Source organism: Brevibacterium sp. CT2-23B (assembly GCF_013168765.1).
GTDB lineage: Bacteria > Actinomycetota > Actinomycetes > Actinomycetales > Brevibacteriaceae > Brevibacterium > Brevibacterium sediminis.
In genome coordinates, this window is sequence record NZ_JABBYK010000008.1 from 1 (window position 1) to 21,510 (window position 21,510).

The 21,510-nt window shown below is 65.0% G+C and carries 12 protein-coding genes; 3 read left to right on the plus strand and 9 right to left on the minus strand.

Going from position 1 to position 21,510, the window contains the following annotated elements; translation table 11 throughout:
• The 4 genes from HIM68_RS17490 to HIM68_RS17505 form a co-directional block, all read right to left on the minus strand.
• On the minus strand, positions 1–608 hold a 608-nt coding region (locus tag HIM68_RS17490; RefSeq protein ID WP_172174735.1), incomplete at its 3' end, for a fasciclin domain-containing protein.
• Positions 609–760: 152 nt separating this feature from the next.
• Positions 761–1,546 carry a ferritin-like domain-containing protein gene (locus HIM68_RS17495; protein ID WP_172174738.1) on the minus strand — a complete coding sequence of 262 codons (786 nt, stop codon included), beginning with the start codon at positions 1,544–1,546 and terminating at the stop codon, positions 761–763.
• Positions 1,536–2,453 carry a hypothetical protein gene (locus HIM68_RS17500; protein ID WP_172174741.1) on the minus strand — a complete coding sequence of 306 codons (918 nt, stop codon included), beginning with the start codon at positions 2,451–2,453 and terminating at the stop codon, positions 1,536–1,538. The genes HIM68_RS17495 and HIM68_RS17500 overlap by 11 nt, the downstream gene beginning before the upstream one ends.
• On the minus strand, positions 2,447–4,672 hold the full coding sequence (locus HIM68_RS17505; protein ID WP_367647579.1) for an HAD-IB family hydrolase: 2,226 nt from the start codon (positions 4,670–4,672) through the stop codon (positions 2,447–2,449). Before HIM68_RS17505 ends, HIM68_RS17500 begins: the two co-directional genes overlap by 7 nt.
• Positions 4,673–4,797: 125 nt before the next feature.
• Here HIM68_RS17505 and HIM68_RS17510 point away from each other — a divergent pair, with 125 nt between their 5' ends.
• From HIM68_RS17510 to HIM68_RS17520, 3 genes are all read left to right on the plus strand, one after another.
• Entirely contained in the window at positions 4,798–5,580 is a 783-nt protein-coding gene (locus HIM68_RS17510) for an SDR family oxidoreductase (protein ID WP_172174747.1), read from the plus strand.
• 77 nt (positions 5,581–5,657) lie between these two features.
• Positions 5,658–6,392, plus strand: a complete 735-nt coding sequence (locus tag HIM68_RS17515; RefSeq protein WP_172174750.1) for a 1-acyl-sn-glycerol-3-phosphate acyltransferase — start codon at positions 5,658–5,660, stop codon at positions 6,390–6,392.
• On the plus strand, positions 6,389–8,107 hold the full coding sequence (locus HIM68_RS17520; protein WP_172174753.1) for an FAD-binding oxidoreductase: 1,719 nt from the start codon (positions 6,389–6,391) through the stop codon (positions 8,105–8,107). The genes HIM68_RS17515 and HIM68_RS17520 overlap by 4 nt, the downstream gene beginning before the upstream one ends.
• Before the next feature lie 31 nt (positions 8,108–8,138).
• Here the strand turns inward: HIM68_RS17520 and HIM68_RS17525 are convergent, their stop codons facing one another.
• Genes HIM68_RS17525 through HIM68_RS17545 form a run of 5 tightly spaced genes read right to left on the minus strand, consistent with a single transcriptional unit; the run spans position 8,139 to position 21,497 of the window.
• A complete protein-coding gene (locus HIM68_RS17525) occupies positions 8,139–8,873 on the minus strand; it encodes a 4'-phosphopantetheinyl transferase superfamily protein (protein WP_172174756.1) in 735 nt (244 codons plus the stop codon).
• Entirely contained in the window at positions 8,870–9,670 is an 801-nt protein-coding gene (locus HIM68_RS17530; protein WP_172174759.1) for an ABC transporter permease, read from the minus strand. Before HIM68_RS17530 ends, HIM68_RS17525 begins: the two co-directional genes overlap by 4 nt.
• Positions 9,667–10,650 carry an ATP-binding cassette domain-containing protein gene (locus HIM68_RS17535; RefSeq protein WP_172174732.1) on the minus strand — a complete coding sequence of 328 codons (984 nt, stop codon included), beginning with the start codon at positions 10,648–10,650 and terminating at the stop codon, positions 9,667–9,669. The genes HIM68_RS17530 and HIM68_RS17535 overlap by 4 nt, the downstream gene beginning before the upstream one ends.
• On the minus strand, positions 10,650–10,856 hold the full coding sequence (locus HIM68_RS17540) for an MbtH family protein (RefSeq protein WP_172174762.1): 207 nt from the start codon (positions 10,854–10,856) through the stop codon (positions 10,650–10,652). Before HIM68_RS17540 ends, HIM68_RS17535 begins: the two co-directional genes overlap by 1 nt.
• A gap of 6 nt (positions 10,857–10,862) precedes the next feature.
• Positions 10,863–21,497, minus strand: a complete 10,635-nt coding sequence (locus HIM68_RS17545; protein WP_172174765.1) for a non-ribosomal peptide synthetase — start codon at positions 21,495–21,497, stop codon at positions 10,863–10,865.
• Positions 21,498–21,510 lie beyond the last annotated feature (13 nt).

The window sequence follows — 21,510 nt, forward strand, 5'->3', positions numbered from 1 at the left end:
TCGAACTTCATGTCCTCGCCCTCACCGGAGATCTTCACCTTCGAACCTTCGACGGTCTCGTGTTCACCGGCGATCTCATCGGGGGAGAGCTGTCCGGGGATGACGTGGTAGGTCAGCACCTTCGTCAGCTGGTCCGAGTCCTTGGCCAGGGCGTCGAGGTCGTCCTTGGGCACATCGGCGAAGGCATCGTCGACCGGGGCGATGACCGTGAACTCGTCGCCGTTGAGGGTGTCGACGAGGTCGACATCGGGGTTGAGCTTGCCCGAGACAGCCTTGGTCAGGGTCGTGAGCATCGGGTTGTTCGAGGCGGCAGTGGCCACCGGGTCCTGGCCCATGCCCTCGACAGAACCTGCCCCGTCAGGGTTCGCCTCGGCGTAAGCCGAGCAGCCCTTGCCGACGAGGTCGGAATCGGCCATGGAGGAGTCGCCGGACTCGTCGGGCATCTCGGACTCGCCCGAGTCAGCGGGCTGAGATTCGGAGCTGCTCGATTCCGAACCGGACTCCTCCCCGCCGGAACCGGAATCCATTCCGCAGCCGCTCAGAGCCAACAGGCCGATGGCGCCGGCCGAGAGGACGGTGGCGGTGCGTGTGCGAAGCAGTGTCTTCATTGTTCTTCTCCTAATCAACAGTGATGCGTATTCGCGCACAGCTGTGAAGTGATCTCCATTGCTCGCTGTGTACTGGGTATTCGGCGCGGTGCCCGGCTCGGATGGGTGGATGGAGAAGAAAAGTGAGTAATCCTTCGCGGAACCGGCCGCAGTCAGCCGACTCCCAAGCGGGCGAAGGCATCGCGGAAGATGGTCAGCGAATCCAGACCCGGCAGCTTCTGGACGCTCTTGTCGAGCTTGTCCAGTTCGTCTGTGTGATCCTGGAAGAGATGACTCATCACGTGCTTGACTTCGTCATCGTCCATCATCCCTGAGCCCACGGGCTTCCACAGCTTTCCCAGCGCCAGGCGCACGATCTTCTGAGCTCGTGGGTTGTCCTCGAGCCTCTGTCGTGCCTGAGTCGTGTAGAAGGCCACATGTCGAGTCTCCTGTTTGGCGATGCGCTCAAGCAGCGGAGAGAGCACCGGGTGGTCCTGCATCGCCGCCATCCTGCGATATCCGGCTGTGGCGGAGAGCTCGTTGGCCGCGCCCCAAGCCATATGCACGGCAATGAAGTCCGTGCCCACCATGTTCGACAGCAGCGACTGCTTTGCAGGCCCGAGAGCGAGTTTCCACCCCAAGCTCATCCGCTTGGCTTTGACCTCGTCGTAATCGACGTGGATTCCGTGTTTCTCGAGCACGGCGGCCAACGCCTCTCCATGCCAGAACTCCTCACGGTTCCACATGGTCATGAATGCCGCCGTGGCGTCCTCACTGTGTGAAGGAGTGACGAGCAGCTCCCTGACGAAACATGTGGTGTGGTATTCGACGTCGCACATGTATCGCACCGACCGGAGAGTGTCTCTGTCCAAGCGCATGTCATCGAACACATCGAGATCCAGATCGGTCCAGTTCACCGCCTCGGACGTCTCGGCGTACTTGTCGAAGTCAAAGGCCATGGTTTCTCCCTGCTTGAGCATGGGCTCTGCGCGTCGAGCGCAGCGCCGCCGTCACTTGGTTCATCGAAGGCTGAGGGTTCCCCGGCAGGAACCGTCCGATCTCGGCATCCGAGTCGATCAGGCGTCGTCTGTCGGAGGCAGAGGCGAAGATGCTTGTCAGAGCGCTGGCCTCATCCGGTTCGGGCACTCCGACGATCCTCAGAGGAGCCCACGGCCGCATGAGGTGAGCACGAGCGGAGACTGCTTCGATCCGTGATCGTCGGATCCGAGCCACCGCCTCCGAACGGAAGAAGCGGACGATCGCCTCGCGCCGGTCGATGATCTCGGTCAGGACGCGAGCGGCTTCACCGCTGAGTCGTGTACGCACTGCCCGTTCAGCTGCCTGGAGGCCCGCCTCCTGTATCGCGAGCCTGGCCATGTGTCCGGCGGTGAGAGGTTCCTTGACCAGTCCGCCGACGACAGGTGCGAGTATCGGCAGCCCCCGTTCGACCCACATTCCGCGCAGTCTCCGTGACCTGACCCCGCGAAGGTCCTCAGGGCTGAGGGTGGTTTCGAGCATGTCGCGCAGTGCCCGCGCCAACCAGTACCGCTCGTAGCCCCATCCCGTCACGAAGGCTGTGATTCGCGCTTCGTTGGACGTCCAGGAGGCGAACATCGCCCGGGTCTCGGCCAGCGCTGAGTTCTCCAGTCGCCATAGGAAGCCGAGATCGCGTACCACGTCCCCGGCCACCTCGATGCGCTCTGAGTCGAATTCGATGCGTCCTCGAGCGTGAGCAAGATAGTCGTCGACATCGAATGCTGTGCGGAGCACGATGGGATGCTCTGCATCGGAGAACAGTCGTCCTCTGATGTGCCCGGGCGGATGTTCGACGAGGGGGTTGTGGAGTGTTCTGTCGCTTGTCACCATTCCATCACTTTCCATCGCTTCTTCAGTGCCAGGCCGTAGAGACCGAGATCCGGAGTGACGGCAACGGGGCTGCCGACGAGTTCGAGCCATGCGGCATCGCCCAGAGAGTCGCCGTAGCCGGTCGAACGTCCCAGATCGGCGCCCACGGTGTCGGCGTATTTGCGCAGCCAGTTCGCCCGAGCCTCATCAACCAGCGGAGGGCTAGCGAGGAACCCCGAGAGAACACCGTCATCGGTGACGTCCATCCGGGTTGCGACCACCTCGTCGAAGAGATCGGACAGAGGTTCGACGAGGACATCGAGAGCGCCCGTGAGCAGGACCGTGCGGTGACCGGCCGCGCGGTGTTCGTCGATGAGCTGCCGGGCCTGGGGCCGGATGGAGTCGCGGATCGTCTGCCCGAGGCGGCCGGTGACGGCCGCTCGGAGCTCATCGAGTTCGAAGCCCTGATATCGGCGATTGACCATGCGGATGAGGTCCGAACGGTCGCGGTACTCGGCGCGCAGCAGTCCGGGGACGACTCCGGCCATCGTTCCCATCATCGCCGGCCACTTGTAGATCGGCTGCGTGGCGCGCACGACCGCCGCGAACTGCTGCACGACGTTCGCCGAAATCACCGTCCCGTCGAGGTCGAAGACGGCCAAAGCCTCGGAAGTGGGCGGCAGGGGGCGCGGAGTGGGCGGGGCCTCGCTCTGGCGGCGTCTGCGCGAATAGCTGCGGGTGAGTTCTGTGATCGCCGGGATGTGGACGTCCTGGAAGTATTCCGTCCAGTCGATCTCGGTCACGTCGAACCTGCGGTTGGTCGGGCAGTCCTCCGGCAGTCGCTCAAGCAGACGTCTCGTGTTCGCATCATCGAAGATCATCTCTGTCTTCGTGTACTGCTGGTACAGGTCGGCGAACTGACGCAGTGACTTCAGTTTGACGTCGGTTCTGTGCAGCCGTGAGGTCAGAGCGCGTGTGCGCGTCGAGGCGGGCAGTCGCTCGACGACTTCGCGGCCGACGCCCGTGACCAGTTCCTTCAGCCGGATGCGCTGTTCGATGAGTTCGGAGCTGGGGAAGCTCCATTCGGGCACCACCGTGGGAACCCCCTCTGTGTCAGGCAGGGGATGGGCGAGGAAGTACTCGCGGACGGTTCCGACCATCTGGTGGAACGGCAGGGGATTGCTCGTACCCGATACGACCTGGTAGTAGTCCGAATGACCGTGCTCCGGCTGTCCGGAGCTGCTGTCGTGCTCTGCCGGCTGCCGCTCGAGTGGACCCTGTTCGGCAAGGGCGAGGATGACATTGACGACATAGTCGACGGGAATGATGTCGAGCACCGAATCGGCGTGCCCGGGGAACTCCGAGAGGCTTCCTTTGGCGTAGGCCATGATGAGGGGGTCAGCGACCTTGAAGCCGTCGATCCACCCGGGGCTCGGTCGACGGAACGCGGATTCGATGATGGACGGGCGAACGAATGAGACCTGATGCCCCTCGGCTGCCCACTCTTCACCGATCCGCTCGGCAAGTGCCTTGGTGAAGGTGTAGATGTCTGTCCACCCGAGGGACTGGGCACGGGTGCGTCCGAACTCCACGAGTCGATCCCGCACATAGCTCTCCCGGGCGGCTTCCGCCCCGGCGGCCACCGATTTCGGGCCCATCCGAGAGCTCTGTGCTTGAGCTGTGCGGATGAATCGGCGCAGCTTCTCCGGTTGCCGGGATTCGGCCTCGACGCTGGTCCTGGCCTGTCTGGCCGCCCGACACTCATCGTCATGATCGACGGTGTGGCGCAACCGGGACTCCTGCGCGACGCCCTTTGCGATCCCTCCGACATAGGCTGTCGAGACATGGATGACGTGGGGGCTCTGCTGCGATTCCGACAAGGCAGCGTAGAGTCGCTCGACGCCCCCGACATTGGTGTCGAACGCCTCGTCGATCGCGGCATCGAACGACACGCTCGACGCGGAGTGGATGACGACGTCAAAACGATCGGTCAGGGGCGGCAGATCAGCGAGATCCCCCTCGAGTACCGTGACCCGCGATTCGAAGGCCTCGCGCACCGTCTTTTCACCGACCCGATCGATCCAGGAAGCGAAGACCGGCTTGCCGAGCAGCCGCTGCAGTCGATCATGTCCGGACTGGGTTCCGCGGGGACGAACGAGTGCAGTGATGGCGACGTGCGAGTCGCTTTCGAGGAGCGCTTGGAGCAGCGCCTGACCAAGGAACCCTGTGGTACCGGTCAAGAGATATCGGCTGAGGTGCATGCGGAAACCTATCGGGTAGAGAGTGCGATCCCGTGGAAACGCGGACGTGGTTTACACGATTGATTCGGTGCGGACCGGTTTTTGGATGCCTGTATCGTAGCAATATGAATGTGGCCCTCATCACTGGTGGCACTGCGGGGATCGGTGCGGCTTTTGCCCGCGCTTTCGCCAGACGCGGTGTCAGCCTTGTCCTCGTCGCCCGAGACCCCGACGCCCTGGAGTCGTCTGCCGAGCAGCTTCGCGCCGACTACGGAGTTCATGTCGAAACGATCGCGGCTGACCTCGCCGACCGAGATGCCCAGGCCCGCGTGGCGGCTCGGATCGAGGAGCCCGGTTCGGAACCCGATATCGACATCGTGGTCAACAATGCGGGATTCTCGGTCCGATCGAGCCTGCTCAGCCCGGATGTCACCGAACATGATCGCGGCTTCGAAGTGATGCAGCGCGCTGTGCTGATCATCGGCGGTGCCGCCGCCAGAGCGATGAAGCATCGAGGGCGGGGATGGATCATCAATGTCTGCTCCGTCAGCGCTGGGCTGACGCAGAACAATTACACCGCCATCAAAGCGTGGACGCAGAACTACTCCGAGGCGCTGTCGGTTCAGACCGCAGGTACAGGGGTGAGTGTGACCGCTCTGGTGCCCGGATGGGTGCGCACTGAGTTCCATTCCCGAGCCGGCATCGCTGGAACGTCGATTCCCGACCTGCTGTGGATGGATGCGGACATGCTCGTGGAGGGGTGCTTGCGAGACGTCGCTCGCGGGAAGAGGATCTCGGTGCCGCAGCTGCGGTGGAAGATGATCTCGTCGACGCTTCGGGTGCTGCCGCGTCCGGCAATCCACCGTCTGTCCGCTCTGCTCACTTCTCGTCGGCAGCAGGAGGGGTAGGGCGGCGACGCTCGACCGGTCGAAGAAATTCGGGGAAATGCCCATCCGAATGCGATAGCGGCTCCGAATCAGTGGAGATGACTGATCACACTCTCTCCCCGCCGGCGCCGCCGAAGTACCGGTCGCGCACGCGCTCCGCGCTGCGATTCCTCCTCCAACGTGTCCTCTTCCGGGGCCTCGTCCGTTCGACGATCACTCCGACGGTGAGTATCGCTCCAGGAGTGCGCAAGCTCGACCGAGGCTTTCTCGTGATTGCCAACCACACCTCACACCTCGACGCGCCCATGATCGCGCAGAGCCTGCCGCGCAGACAGTCGCGGTTCCTTGCGACCGGAGTCGCCTACGATTACTTCTTCACCGTGTGGCACAAGCGGCTCTTCGTCCGCTGGCTGTTCAACGCGTTTCCGATCTATCGCGAAGGATCACGCGGCAGCGCGCATCTGCCCCGCGCTCTGCTGCGCTCGGGTGTGCCGGTTCTGCTGTTTCCCGAGGGCGGTCGGCAGAAGTCAGGCACGATCGCTGATTTCAAGGTCGGGTCGATCAAGCTGGCCGTCGATGCGTCGGTTCCCATCGTGCCGGCAGCGGTCGTCGGCGGTTTAGAAGCGATGCCCAAAGGCTCTGCCTGGCCGGTGCCGGGCAGGCCACCTGTGCATGTGGTCTTCGGTGAACCGGTCACCGCCCGATCAGAAGAATCGCTGTCTGAGCTCACCGCGCGGGTGCAGCAACTCGTGGCGGAGCTCTTCGCCACGGGAGCAGACGACATCGGTGTCGGCAGTGAACACGCTGAATCGCCGGAAAGGACGAAGAAATGAGTGAACCCATGAGAATGCAGGACGTCAAGCGACACCGCTGGTGGGGCTGGGGAGCCGAAGGTGTCGACTTCCGGTGGGAGACCAGACCCGACTTCGCTGCGATCGCCAAGGACAAAGTCGGTCTCGATCTCTGGAATGCTCCGCGGCCGACCACCCCGGTGCTCAGCGATCTGAACATACCCGAGTCTCGTATGACATCGACACTTCTCGACGAGCTCGGCGCCGTGGTCGAGTCGGACAATGTCAGCGTCGACGACGAACTGCGCGTGGTCCATTCGTCCGGCCGCTCCCTGCCGGACCTATACCGGGTGCGCCACGAGCCGATCACCCGCCTCGTCGACGCCGTTGTCTACCCCGGCAGCGAGGATGAGATCGCCGCTGTGCTCGCTCTCGTCCTCGAGCGAGATCTCGTGCTCATTCCCTACGGCGGCGGCTCGTGCATCTCCGGCTCTGTGACCCCGAGTCCGGATGAGGAGCGTCCCATCGTCTCGTTGAATCTCGGGAGGATGCGTCGAGTCATCGACATCGACGAGTATTCTGGCCTCGCCCGAGTCGAAGCCGGAGCATACGGACCTGACCTCGAGGAGCAGCTCAATCTTCGCGGATGGACGATGGGTCATTTCCCCGACTCGTTCAGCTATTCGACCCTCGGCGGATGGGCGGCGACCCGGTCATCGGGAATGCAGTCGGACAAGTACGGTGACATCGAAGACATCGTGCGTGGACTTCGCGTAGTCCACCCTCGTGGCGTGATGGTGAGCAAGCCCATTCCGGGCCGCGATTCGGGCCCGTCGGTGCATGAGATGGTCCTCGGCAGCGAAGGCCGTCTCGGTGTGATCTCGGAATGCACGGTGCAGGTGCATCGGCTGCCGAAGGTGCGGCAGGTCATCGCTTACCTCTTCCCTGATTGGTCGAGTGGGGTCGAGGCCATGCACGACATCGCCCGGTCCGAGGTCACGCCCGCGTTCACCCGTCTCTCCGATGGGCCCGAGACTCGGTTCAGTCTCGCGATGGTCTCTGAGCCGCGGGGCGTGAAGGCAACGATCGCGGCTCGCGGTCAGGACGCCCTGTTTGCCTACCTGCGGTCCAAAGGATGGGACACGACAGAAGGCATGTGCCTGTCATACGTCTGCTTCGAAGGGTCGAAGGAGCGCGTGGCACGGGAGAAGGCCGAGGTGAAGGAACTCATCGGTCGCCGAGGCGGAATCAGTCTCGGCTCCGGGCCCGGCGCCGTCTACGATCAGAAGAAGTTCGACACCCCGTATCTACGCGACTTCCTGCTCAACTACAAGGTCTTCGGCGATGTCTGCGAAACGGGAGTGACGTGGGGAGATCTCAAGAACGTCCATGCTCGAGTGCACGAGCGATTCCGCCAGACCCGCAGTGAGCAGGGCGGACCGGGATTCATGTTCTGCCATCTGTCCCACAGCTATCACGGCGGCGCCTGCCTGTACTTCACCTTTGCAATTCCCTACACGGATGAGGACACGGCGCTGGCGGAGTATCAGGACGTCAAGGACAGCATCCAGCAGGAGTTCATCGACTCCGGCGGAGGCCTGTCGCACCACCACGGAGTCGGCACCGAACACCAGCCGTGGCTCGTCGACGACATCAGCGAGCCGGGGGCATTCATGGTCGATGCCGTATTCCGAGCCACCGACCCCGGGCAGAACCTCAACCCGGGGAAAGTCCTCGGCGATCGGGATCCGTCCTGAGGACGTTGACCTTGCTGGGCTACATGCGTCCTCACCGGCCGGCGAGAATCTCCTCCAGACCGACAGCCTCGACGGGCAGTCGATCGGCACTGCACAACGCAGCGACATACGGTCGAGGGCATGTGAGCCGGGAGATGTTGAGTGCGTCGAGTTCGGAATTTCCGGGGGCCGCGATCGTGGCCGTCCATTGTCCGTGCGGGCCGATTCCCGACGGCAGGTCCATGATTTCGATATCACTGGGCGGCACAGATAACCCGTGCCCGGTGGTCTTCACCGCGGCTTCCTTGCACACCCAGAGGTCGACGCGCTGACGCACGGGATCGCCGCCCTCGGTCAGAGTCTCCGTCGGGCCGAGGACGTAGTCGTCGAAGCCTGAGAAGACATCGGGAGGGACCTGTTCGATGTCGACTCCGATCGGTGAGGTCCCAGGCGCCGAGGCGATCGCCACGACCCCGTTCGACCGAGACAGGCTGAGCTCCGCCCCTGGGACTGTCGGCTTGCCATGAGGGCCGCCGCACGTGCGACAGCGGCGTGTTATCTCCAAGTCGCCGGCCTCGTCGAGATCGACGCCGAGGCGGCGAGCCGCCATGAGCCGAAAGATCAGATGCGCCCCTCGGAACGCGGCCCGATCGGAGGGTCTGCGAAAGCGGTCCGCGCGAGCGGCCTCGTCCGGTGATAATAGCGAATCGAGCCACGGGTGCTCGCCGAGCACCCGTTCGATCGCTGTTATGTCGCTGATGAGGTATTCGATCGCGGCTCTCGTCATCTCCGACCGATCCGACGGTACTGGGAGACGGCGATGGGAGAGAAGACGGCGATGACCGCAACGCAGCTGAGGATCGCATAGATAACGGCGTTGTCGGCCGCCCAGCCCGAGCTGGTGACGAAACCAGCCGGTGGTGGGTTGCCGAACAGTTCTCGGACACTGGCGGCGACCGCGGTGATGGGATTCCACGCGGCGATCGTCTGCAGCGGGCCCGGAAGGGTGTCGATCGAGACGAAGGCTCCGGAGATGAAGGTGACGGGGAAGAGCCAGATGAGGCCGAGGCTCTGTGCCACCTCGACGCTCCTGGCCGTCAGTGCGATGACCGCACCGATCCACGACATGGCGAAGCTGAAGAGCAGCAGGAGCGAGATGCCCAGCAGGGCTGAGCCGAATCCCTCCGTGATGCGCCACCCGATGAGCAGACCGCAGATCATCGTCACCGCCAAGGAGATGAGGCTGGTGACCAGGTCCGAGGATGTTCTGCCCAGAATCACGGCGACCCGTGACATCGGCAGCGAACGGAAACGGTCGATGAGTCCGAGCTGGAGGTCCTTGGCGAGGTAGACGGCGGTGAAGGAGGAATTGAAGGTCAGCGTCTGAGCCAGGATCCCGCCGATGAGGAACTCCCGGTACGGCCCGCCGCCGAGGCTGCCGCCGAAGACGAACGCGAGGAGGAAGACGAAGATCACCGGCTGGACGACTCCCGTGACCAGGGCGCCCGGAGTCCGACGGACGGTGAGCAGATTGCGCCAGGCGATGACGGAGCTGTCGCGAGCGGCGGAGACGAGTGCGGTCATGCTCCCACCTCGGCGGTGTCTGCCGGTGTCCGAGCGGGCCTCGCCGAGGTGGGCTGTCCGGTGAGATCGAGGAACACGTCGTCGAGCGTGGGACGGCACAGGGCCGCCTCGGTGACGGAATGCCCCTCCTCATCCAAGGCGGCAAGGACCTGCAGCAGATTCCGCTGTCCCAGTGGTGCGGACGCGGTGATGCGCTGTCCCGACGAGTCCGTCTGCGGGTGGGCGGAGTCGCCGATGATGCGGTCGAGGATCTGCAGGGTTCTGTCGAGGGAGTCGCGGTGGGTCAGCGTCAGTGTGATTCGTTCGGCACCGAGCTTGCCCTTGAGGTCCGTTGAGGTTCCCTCGGCGATGACGTGTCCGGAGTCGATGACGGCGATGCGATCGGCCAGCTGGTCTGCCTCCTCCAGGTACTGGGTCGTCAGCAGCACTGTGGTGCCGCCTCTGACCAGAGTGGTGATGACCTCCCAAGTGTCGAGACGTGCGCGCGGGTCGAGCCCGGTGGTCGGTTCGTCGAGGATGACGACCGGCGGGCGCACGACCAGGGCCGAGGCCAGGTCGAGTCGTCGCCGCATGCCTCCCGAATAGGCGCCTGCGCGTTTGCCTGCGACGTCGCTGAGACCGAATTCGGCCAGCAGCTCGCGGGCGCGGGCCGCCGATTCCCGGCGGCTCATCCCGTAGAGGCGGGCGACCATGACGAGGTTCTCGTAACCGGTGAGCTTCTCATCGACGGCCGCGTACTGGCCCGAGAGGCCGATGCTGCGGCGGACGGCAGTGGGATCGGCGGTCACCGAGTGGCCTGCCACGACGGCAGTGCCGGAGTCGGGGCGGATCAGTGTGGACAGGACCTTGACGGTCGTCGTCTTCCCGGCCCCATTTGGGCCGAGGAGACCGAAGATCTGTCCCTCCTCGATGTCCAGGCTAATGCCGTCGAGAGCTCGAAAGGCCCCATAGTTCTTCCTCAGATTCTCCAGGCGAATCACTATGAGGCGATCTCGGTGAGTCGGCGTGGAGTGATGTCCGTCCAGTTCTCCTCGACGAATTCGAGGCAGTCGTCGCGGCTGGCCGGTCCGAACACGAGGACCCATCCCGCGGGCACATCGGCGAACGATGGCCACAGCGAATGCTGCTGAAGGTCATTGACCAGCACGCGGAAGGTCCCTGTTGTGTCATCGAAGGGGTTATTCACGGGGGTTCAGCTCCTAGTGGTGTTGCTTGGCGGGGTTTGGTTCCAGGAGTGGATGGAACTCATCTGTGATTCGGCGGCCTCGTCCATGTGGATGGACAGGACGGGAAGAATCTCTTCGAGAGCCTCGGCACTCAGCATGTCCGAGTGCCGGGCGTCGACCTCGGTGACGTGGATGTCGCCGGTGACGAACCGACGCCATGAGTCAGGACCGGGAGTGCCGTTCGGAACGTCCCGGGCTGCGGTGAAGAGCACCAGCTCACCGTCGAACGTCTCCACCGGGGCCTCGCGGATCAGTCTGGCCAGGGTGAAGAACCCGCGAGTCATCGCCGCAATGGTCTCCGGTGTCACATTTCCGAGAGGATCACCGTGTGCACGCAGGATCTCCAGGGCACGTTCGTCATCGAGACCCTCCGTCGTCTCCGTGATCGCCGGATGATTGGCGCCGAGGTAGTTCGCCCACAGCTCGGACCCTTCGCCGACATCGGCGTTGCGCTCCTGCCCGGTGGGGAAGGCGTCGAGAATTCCGAGGAACGCGACGGACTCGCCCTGCTCCTGAAGGCGGGTGGCCAGACGGTGGGCGAGGATGCCGCCGAGAGACCACCCGATCAGGTGGTAGGGGCCCGACGGCTGAACCGTCCGCAGGTGGTCGATGTAGTCGTCGGCGAGTTCGGTCAGCGTCTGGGCTGTCATCTCTTCCGGGTCCCCGGGTGAGAGGCCGGGCATCTGCAGTCCGATCAGCGGGCGGTCCGGATCGAGGCCGTGGAGCATCGCGGCGAATCCCCAACTGATGCCCGTGGCCGGGTGAACGGCGAACAGCGGCGGCTTCGTACCCGCGCGGCGCAGCGGGAGCAGGCGGTGGAGGCTGTCAGCGACGGAGTCCGCACTGCCTCGGCCGACCTCGCGAACGAGCTGTTCGACGGTCGGTGAGCGGAACAGGGTCTGGACCGACAGATCGGCACGGAGGGCCTCGTTGACTGCTGCGATGAGCGGCCGGGCGAGAAACGAATGCCCGCCGAGTTCGAAGAACGACTCGTCGATGCCGACATGTGGCAGGGACAGCACGCGTGCGAAGATCGCGGCGACGGTCTCCTCCTGCGGCGTGCGTGGTCTCAGTCGCGATCCGACGGTCGCGGTCGACGGGTCGGGCAGGGCCGCCTCGTCGATCTTGCCGTGAGCGGTGAGGGGGATCGCGTCGATGACGACGAGGTGCGAGGGCGCCATGTAGGAGGGAACGACCGAGCGCACATGGTCGCGGGCCTCATCGGCGAGGAGGCCCCGAGACGAAGTCCCGGTTGAGTCCTCGGCGAGCTGGGCGTCGGTCTCCGTTCTCGCGCCGACCTCGGCGACGATATAGCCGACGAGCTGCATCGTGGCAGGGTCCGTGCCGAACGGGCGGACGACGGCGTCCTTGACGCCCGGTGCCTGGCGCAGGGCCTGCTCGACCTCCCCGAGTTCGACTCGGTATCCGCGCAGTTGGATCTGATCATCGCTGCGACCGATGAACTTGAGCTCTCCGCCCTCGTGCCGGACGACGAGATCGCCGGTCCGGTACATGCGCTCGCCCGGGCCCCCGTGGGGGTCGGCGATGAAGCGTTCGGCGCTCAGCCCCGGTCGGCCCCGGTACCCGTGGGCCAACTGCTCGCCCGCCAGATACAGTTCCCCGATCGTCCCGGCCGGCACATGATGGAGGCGTTCATCGAGGACGTATCCGCGCATGCGCCCAAGCGGCGACCCGAGAATCGGAGTCGGGGAGGCACCCACAGGTGCGGCGAATGCGTCGACCGTGGTCTCCGTGGGCCCGTAGAGGTTGTGGGCGATGATGCCCGGGTGGCCACGCAGCCACTGCCAGAGATCTGGATCGATCGCTTCCCCGCCGAGGGCGAGGATGATCGGAGAGTCTTCTTCAGCGGCCTCAGCGATCATGCGCTCGAAATCCGGTTCGGCGGAGAGCAGACGAAGGTAGCTTGGTGTCGTCTCCCAGAATCCGATGCCGAGTCGGCGCAGATCGGCCGCCAGCTGCTGTGGATCGCGTTGGACGGCCTCCGAAGCGATGTGAAGCGGATGCCCGACCACCATCCACAGCAGCGGATCCCAAGCGGCATCGAAGCCGATTCCGGTGGTGTGGGCGACCGGAATGCGGTCGGCCTCATCGGTCGGGGTCGGCAGGAACCGTGCCCGGTGGGAGGCGAGGAGGTTCGCCAAGGCCGAGTGGCCGACTGCGACACCCTTGGGCCGGCCTGTCGAGCCGGAGGTGAAGGTGACATAGGCCGCCGAATCCCAGTGAGGCGTGGGCAGCGTCGCGGTCGTGGTCGCAGCGGTTGCCCTTGAGGTCGTGGATTCCTGAGGAGCAGGTGAGGGGCGAGTCGAACCGTCGGCAGGCGAGATCTCGATGATGTTCGGGGTGATCCCGGCACCGACGAGGAGGGGCGAGAGCTCTGAGGTGCTGCCCGACTGTGTGATGACGATGAGCGGTTCGGCGTCGGCGAGGATCGCAGTGGTGCGACCGCGGGGATAGTCGATGTCGATCGGGTTGAAAGCTGCACCGGACTTGAGCACGGCCAGTGTCGCGACGATGACGCCGGGGCCGCGACTCAGTCGAACGGAGACCGTTTCGCCGGCACCTGCTCCATGGTCGATGAGCTCGTGCGCCAAACGGGACGAGGCGGCGTCGAGTTCGCGGTAGGACAGTGACGTCTGGTCGGACCGGACCGCTACGGCATCGGGCATTCGGGCTGCGGTGACGGCGAAGACGTCGAGCACCGGCGGCGGCGTGTCAGCAGGCATGTGGCCGGTGAGGGACTCGATCGCCGTCCGGGTTTCGACCGGGTCGAGCAGGGCGATGTCCTCAAGCGGTCGTTCGGGATCCTGCACGGCCTCATCGACGAATCGGGAGAATCGTCGGCAGATGTCGGCGATGGTCTCCGCGTCGAACATCGATGAGTTGTAATCGAGGACCACCGCAAGTCCCGCGTCGGCATCGCTGCGGCGGAAAGTGAACGAGAGGTCGAACTTCGCGTCACCGGTCTCGACCTGAGGTTCGATGCTCGTGGTGACCCCGGGCAGCTCGAGTTTCGGTTCTGCCGACTCCTCGAGAGACAGCATGACCTGGAACAGGGGGTGGCGTCCCAGCTCGCGAGGCGGATTGACCGATTCGACGAGACGTTCGAACGGCACGTCGTCGAGTTCCACTGCATCGATGACTGCGGCGCGGGTGCGAGACAGGAGTGTACGCAGGCCGGGGCCTGCCGAGGTGTCGGTGCGGATCGGAACGGTGTTGACGAAGAGTCCGACCATGTCCTCCAGCGCCGGATCCGAACGTCCGGCGCTGGGGGAGCCGATGACGATGTCCTCACCGGCACCGAGCCTGCTGAGATAGCCGGCGAGCACGGAGTGCAGCGCCATGAACAGACTGGCCCCGTTCTCCGCGGCCACCGCTGCCAGACGGGCAGAGGTGCGGGCGTCGAGACTGAAGTGATGGTGACGACCCGACTGCCTGGCGGTCGTGGGACGGGGGCGATCGGCGGGCAGGGTGATGTCGGTGGGAATCCCCTCGAGCCGGTCGTGCCAGGTTTGGATCTTCCGTTCCAGGAGTGGGACCTCCGCTCCAAAGGCCTGCTGGTCCTCGAGAACATGGCGCTGCCAGAGCGCGAACTCGGCGTATTGGACCTCGAGGGTGCGCTGCATCGGATGGGCCGAGCCGCGCAGTGCGGCGTAGGCGGTGGACAGGTCCTGCGTCAGCGGTCTCAGCGAGGCGCCGTCGGTGGCGATATGGTGCATCACCAGGTGGAGGACCCACTCGTCGCCTTCAGTGAAGAGGCTCGCACGAATGGGAAGGTCGTGGCTGAGATCGAATCCGACGGCGGCCTCGTCCCGCATTCGCTCCGCGGTCTCCGTGCCAGAGGTCGTGGTGCGGCGTGCCATGAGACCCTCACCGGCGTCCGGGGGCAGGATCTGCTGGACGGGGCTGCCATCGACACTGGGGTAGATGGTGCGCAGGATCTCGTGTCGGGCGATCACGTCCGTCAGCGCCTGGCCGAGGGACTCTGCGTCGAGATCTCCGGAGAATCGGACAGCCAGGGAGATGGTGTAGTCCGAGGCGTCGGTGTCGAGCTGATTGAGGAAGTGCAGCCGCGCCTGCCCATAGGACAGAGGGATCAGCTGCGGGCGGGTGGGTCCGTGCGACCGACTCCACGCGGTGAGGCTCAGCTGTGGCGCACCGTCGGCCGATTCCGCCGTGGTCGTGGGGTCCTCGGCGGGTTCCGCCTCGGTGGGGCCGCGAGAATCGAGTCGATGCAGCAGCGCAGCCGGGGTGGGAGAGTCGAAGATTGCGCGCAGGGGCAACTCGGTGTCGAAGGCAGTCCGGATGCGGCCGATGAGGGAGACCGCCAGCAGCGAATGCCCGCCGAGGTCGAAGAAGTCGTCGTCGAGGCCGATCTCCTCTGTGCCGAGCACGGACGAGAAGACTCGGCACATGGTGTGTTCGTCCACGGTGCGCGCGGCTCTGGAGTGCTTGGTCCCCGAAGCAGTGGGGGCAGGAAGCCGGGAGCGGTCGAGTTTGCCGTGTGAGGTCAGTGGGATCGAGTCGAGACCGACGAGGATGTGGGGGACCATCGGTGCCGGCAGCTGGGCGGCGAGGTGATCGCGGAGGGCGGCCTCGTCGGCGTCCCCGGTGTAGTAGCCGATGAGCCGTGCCGATTCAGGATCCGTGAGATTCTCGACGATGGCCGCCGCTTGGGTGACGCCGCTGCCCGAGGCCAGGGCGTTCTCGACGTCTCCGAGCTCGACCCTGTATCCGCGCAGTTTGATCTGGTCGTCATCGCGGGAGACGAAGTCGAGGCTGCTGTCGGGGTTTCGGCGCACGAGGTCGCCGGTCCGGTACATCCGAGCGCCCGGTTCGAGAGGATCGGCGACGAATCGTGTTGCCGTCTCCTTCGGTCTGTTGACGTAGCCGGAGGCGATTCCGGCGCCCGCGAGATAGAGATCGCCGACGACTCCGTGGGGGACATCACGCAGATGCTGATCGAGGACCATGGTTCGAACATTCCTGATCGGATGGCCGATGGTGGGTCGGTCTCCCGCGACCGCGGCGGTGACGGAATCGATGGTGAATTCGGTGGGACCGTAGAAGTTGTGGGCTCGCACCTTGGGGTTTGCAGCAAGCTCCTGCCAGAGATCGGCGGGCACGGCCTCTCCGCCGAGGGCGAGCGACAGCGGGAATCGGTCTTCCTCGGTTACGTTCTCGAACAGTCCTGAGATGATGAGCTGCCTGACGAACGAAGGGGTGGTCTCGAGGGCCCGGATCTCGTGCTCGCGGCAGAATCGGACGAGTGCTTCGGCATCGCGGCGGATCTCGTCGCCGACGATGTGCAGGCTCGCTCCGGCCACGAGCCAGAGCACCGGGTCCCAGGCGGCGTCGAAGCCCAACCCTGCCGTGTGCGCTGCCTGGACCGGTCCGATGTCGAGTCCCGCCTCGGCGAAGATGGTCTCCCGATGATGGGCCAGCAGATTCAGCAGGGCACTGTGGGGGACTGCCACGCCCTTCGGGGTGCCGGTCGATCCGGAGGTGTACATCTCATAGGCGCGGTCGCTCGGAGCCGGACGGTCGGCTCCGTGACGACCGAGTTCGGCGGTTTCATCGTCACGTCGACCCGCCTCGGCGGTGTGGAGTTCGGTGGTGCCGATCGCTGTGCCCGGGCGGACCGGGAGCTCAGCCTCGTCGGTGATGACGGCTGCGGGGGCGCTCGCGTCGAGGATCAGCCGGATCCGCTCTCCGGGGTAGCTGAGGTCGATGGGCACAGCGACTGCCCCGATCGAGAGCACTGCCAAGGGTGCCGCGATGGCGTCGGCGGACCGGGGAAGGGCAATGGCGACGGTGTCTCCCGCTGTGATTCCTCGGGCGGCCAGGACATGAGCGATCTGGTCGATGCGGGTCCCGAGTCCGGCGAAGGTCAGCTCGCCGTCGTCGGCGATGAGCGCCCGGCGTTCGGGATGCCTCCTGATCGTCGAATCGAGGACGTCGAGGACCGTCGACTCAGGTGCGACCGCGTCGCGGCCCTGACCCTGAGCGCGGATCTCTGCGAGCTCGTCCGGGTGCAGCACCTCGAGTTCGCCCAGCGGTGTGTGCGGGTCGGCGGCGAACTGGTTGATCACATGGACGAATCGTGCGGCGATGGCTTCGGCGGTGGATTCGTCGAAGAGCGCGGAGTCGAACTCGAGGGAGCCGGTGATGCCGGCAGCCGCACTGACCGTGGGCATTGTTTCACCGAGCGTGTGAGGCGCGCCCTCGTTCTCGCGTTCGGCCAGGTCGAGGAGGAGGTCGAACTTCGCCTCCGACACCTGTGGCCCGGGTGCGGGTTCGACGTCGAGGTCACCCATGTCCAGAGCCGCGGGGGCAGTGTTCTGCAGGGTCAGCATGACCTGGAACAGAGGATGGAGCTGGTCCGAACGTGGGGGTGCGAGTTCGTCGACGACTCGTTCGAACGGCGCATCCTGATTGGCATAGGCAGAGAGGTTGGACGCGCGGACCCGATCGACGACATCGATGAGGCTGGGGTTGCCGGAGGTGTCGGTGCGCAGAACGATGGTGTTGACGAAGAAGCCGATGAGATCGTCGAGTTTCGTCTCTGTCCTGCCGGCGACGGGAGTGCCGATGGGAATGTCGTTGCCGGCACCGAGCTTGCTCAGCAGCACCGCGAAGGCGGCCTGCAGGACCATGAACAGGCTGGCGTTGCGCTCGCCGGAGAGCCGGCGCAGACCGGCGTGGGTCTCGGCGTCGATGTCGACCGGGATCCTGCGGGAGACACGGTCGATGTTCCGTGCGCTCCTGGGCCGATCGACGGGGAGTCTGAGTTCGACCGGAGCCCCGGTCAGTGTGTTCTTCCAATAAGCCAGCTGGTCGGCGATCTCGCTGTCGGGGTTGTCTTCGGAGCCGAGAGTCCTCCGCTGCCACAGTGCGTAGTCGGCGTATTGGATCGGCAGCTCGGGGATGGTGGGGGTGGCGCCGCGAGCCCGGGCGCGGTAGGCCTCGGAGAGGTCACCGGCCAGGGGCCTCAGCGACCAGCCGTCGGCGGCGATGTGGTGGAGCGTGAGGAGCAGGAGATGATCCTCGGTGCCCAGCCTGATCAGCAGGGCCCGGATCGGCAGCTGCGTCGAAACGTCGAAGCCGTGTGTCGCCTCTGCATCGACGGTGTGATCGACTAGGTCCTCGCTGATCTCCACAATGGGCAGGGCGATCTGCGCATCGTCGGCGGCGCGGACCACCTGTTCGGGCTGACCCTCGGTCCACGGGAACACGGTGCGCAGGCTCTCGTGCCGAGCGACGACGTCGTTGATTGCAGAACGCAGAGCATGGGTGTCCAAGTCTCCGCGGATGCGCAGGGTGAGCGGAATGTTGTAGGCCGCGGATGCCGGGTCGAACTGGTTGAGGAACCATAGACGGCTCTGCGCGTAGGACAGGGGAACGGTCGCGGGACGGTTTGCGGCGACGAGTTCGTCTGCCGGCTCCTGCGCCGTGTCGTCGAGGTCGAGCCCGGCACTGAGTTCGCGGACGGTGGGATGGTGGAAGATCTCGCTCAGGGCGGGTGGGGAGGCGAACCTCTCGCGCAGTGAGGCCACCAGCTGGGTGGCGAGCAGGGAGTGCCCGCCGAGTTCGAAGAAGTCATCGTCGATGCCGACGGTCTCCACCCCCAGCACTTGGGCGAAGGCCTCGGCTACGGCCTGCTCCTGGGCCGTCCTTGGTTCTGCCGATTCCGATTGCGTCGACTGCGGCTCCGGCAGCGCGGCGCGGTCGAGCTTGCCGTTGACGGTGAGGGGAATCCGTTCGATCTGTGTGATGAATGACGGAACCATGTAGTCGGGTACGCGCGTCTTCATGTGGCGGCGCACCTCGGCGGTATCGATCTGCTCATCGGCGGTGATATAGCCGAGAAGCTGACTGTAGCCGGCCTGGTTCTGTCCCAGGATGACCGCGGCCGACCGGATCCGGCTGTCCGACTGGAGGGCGAGCTCGACCTCGGAGAGTTCGACGCGATAGCCGCGCAGTTTGATCTGCTCATCGGCCCGGCCCAGGAACTCGATGCCTCCGGCCAGAGGTCTGCGGACGATGTCGCCGGTGCGATACATTCTGGAGCCGTCGTCGGCGAAGGGGTCGGCGATGAATCGTTCTGAGGTGGTGGCCGGGCGGCCCACGTAGCCGCGCGCCAGATTCAGCCCCGCAATGTAGAGTTCCCCACGCGCCTGCGCCGGAACAGGGGCCAACCGGGAGTCGAGGACGTAGTGCCTGGTGTTCGCCACGGAGCCGCCGAGGTCGGGTGAGGCACCGGCGACGATGGGAGCGGTGAGACTGTCGACCGTCGTTTCTGCCGGTCCGTACAAGTTAAAGGAGTCCACCTCGGGCAGGGCCGCGAGCTGATCCCAGAGACCGCGTTCGACCGCTTCGCCGCCCAGGGCGACGACGCTGGGATGCTCGGTGCCGCTGAACGTGCCGTGCGCGAGAAGGGCCTTGACGAATGAAGGAGTCGTCTCGATCGAGTCGATGCCGTGGGCGGCGAAGTAGTCGGTGAGAGTTTCGGGGTCACGGCGGGTGATCGAGTCGATGAGGTGGAGTTCGTGCCCGGCGAAGAGCCACAGCAGCGGATCCCAGGAGGCATCGAAAGAAATCCCTGCCGTGTGCGCCACGCGCAGTCCTCGTCCAAGCCGTTGGGCGGCCGGATCGAAGATGGTCTCTTTGTGGCTGTGGAAGAGATTGAGCAGCGACCGGTGCTCGACCCCGATGCCCTTGGGTCGACCGGTCGACCCGGAGGTGAAGATGACGTAGGCGAGGTCGTCGGGAGCAGGAGTCGATCCGGTCTGCTGTGATCCGGCCTGGGTCGACTCGGGCACGGGCGCTGCCGACCGCAGTTCCGCATCGATGTCGATGACGGGACGATCGGTGGTCATACTCGTCTCTCCGGCGGGACCCGACACGGTTGGGGAGTTGATGACGAGCACCGGCGCGGAATCGGCGATCATCGCTTCGATGCGGTCGGCCGGATAGTCAGGGTCGAGGGGTACGTAGGCGGCACCTGTTTTGAGGATTCCGAGCACGGCTATGGGCAACGAGGTGGACCGGCCCAAGCGTGCCGCGATGCGAGCCCCGGGTCCTGCACCGAAGTCCCGAAGATAGTCGGCAAGCTGAGTCGAGCGTCGGTCGAGTTCGCAGAAGCTGATGTGCCCGTCCTCGGCGACGACCGCGGTGGCGAATGGGGACTTGCGGGCGTGACGGGAGAATTCCTCCACCACGGTGTGGCGGGGGAGACTCTGCTCGGGTCCCCTGCCCCCTGCGATGAGTTCGTCGGACTCGCTGGCATCGATGAGCGAGAGTCCCGCCAGGTGCTGATCTTCACTGGCCTCGAACTGGCACAGGACGGAGAGGAACTGCCGCAGGTGCTCGGCGAGGCTGTGCTGATCGTAGAGTTCGGCGTTCGCCTCGAATCGAACGATTGCCGGCCTGCTGCCTCCATCGGAGCTGGGATCCGCTCCGATGCCGTGGATGATGATCGAGAGGTCATCGACCGGGCCGGTCGACAGCAGGTGCAGCGAGGCGGTCGGCATTCCGAAGTCGATGTCGTCGACGTGCGGGAAGATGTTGACCGAAGGTCCGATGTAGTCGCTGTCGGTGCTCAGCTCCTGATATTGGAAGCGCTGGTGGATGAGCGTCTCACGCAGCGTAGCGCCGGCGCCGGCGACGAGATCTGCCGACGTCATCCCCGGTGCTGCCTGCAGCTGCACCGGCAGGATCTTCGACATCATGGACGGCACTGATTTGGACAGGGCGCTGCGACGGGCAGTGACCGGAAGGCCCACCGAGATTGACTCTCGCCCGGTCATGCGGTGCAGGTAGGCTGCTGCGGCGCTGAGAATGAGCGTCGGTGCCGACCGAGAATCGGCCAGGCGCGATGAGAGCTCTCGGGGGATGTCGGCATTGCAGGTGACAAGCCGTCGTGCCGGTGATGCCGGACGGTCGGCCAAGCCGGTGGCCGTCTCCGACTCGGAGCGCACCTGCTTCCAGAACTCGGCATCGGTGGTGAAGCGCTGCGAGGAACGGTACTGAGCCTCCTCGGCCACCAGATCGTCGAGGCTGCCGAAGGGTGAGTCCGATGCGGTTCCCTGATCGGCGAGTTCCCGGTAGACCTGGGATTCGCGGCGGAGGACGAGGATGGCGGAATAGCCGTCGACGAGGAGGTGGTGGGCCCGCTGATAGAAGATCCAGTGGTCGGGTCCGATGTGGAACAGCTGGGACCGGAGCAGTTCACCCTCATCGACATCGTGGACGGTTTCGAGATCCTCCTGCATCAGCGCATGAGCTGAGGCTTCGGGATCCTCACTCGACTCCGTCCGCAGATCTCGGACCAGCAGATGGCTGCGTGCCGGTCCGAGCTTTTGGAAGGGTCCCTTTTCGTCCTCGCCGAAGACGACATTGAGCGAGTCGGCTTCGGCTACGGTCGTGGCGACCGCCTTGCGCATTCTGTTGACATCGAGCGGTCCACGAATATCGACATAGAGCCCGATCTGGAACGTCGGGTTGTCGGGTTCGATCTTCTGGGCGTACCAGATTCCGCGCTGTGCTGAGGTGAGGTCGATTCGAGCGTTCTCGTCAGTCATCGTGTCTTTCGCA

What these genes read in the sequence shown, in the direction of transcription:
- HIM68_RS17495 (WP_172174738.1), bottom strand. Translation starts at nt 1,546, where the DNA reads ATGGCCTTTGACTTCGACAAGTACGCCGAGACGTCCGAGGCGGTGAAC.
- HIM68_RS17500 (WP_172174741.1), bottom strand. Translation starts at nt 2,453, where the DNA reads ATGGTGACAAGCGACAGAACACTCCACAACCCCCTCGTCGAACATCCG.
- HIM68_RS17510 (WP_172174747.1), top strand. Translation starts at nt 4,798, where the DNA reads ATGAATGTGGCCCTCATCACTGGTGGCACTGCGGGGATCGGTGCGGCT.
- HIM68_RS17515 (WP_172174750.1), top strand. Translation starts at nt 5,658, where the DNA reads ATGACTGATCACACTCTCTCCCCGCCGGCGCCGCCGAAGTACCGGTCG.
- HIM68_RS17520 (WP_172174753.1), top strand. Translation starts at nt 6,389, where the DNA reads ATGAGTGAACCCATGAGAATGCAGGACGTCAAGCGACACCGCTGGTGG.
- HIM68_RS17525 (WP_172174756.1), bottom strand. Translation starts at nt 8,873, where the DNA reads ATGACGAGAGCCGCGATCGAATACCTCATCAGCGACATAACAGCGATC.
- HIM68_RS17530 (WP_172174759.1), bottom strand. Translation starts at nt 9,670, where the DNA reads ATGACCGCACTCGTCTCCGCCGCTCGCGACAGCTCCGTCATCGCCTGG.
- HIM68_RS17545 (WP_172174765.1), bottom strand. Translation starts at nt 21,497, where the DNA reads ATGACTGACGAGAACGCTCGAATCGACCTCACCTCAGCACAGCGCGGA.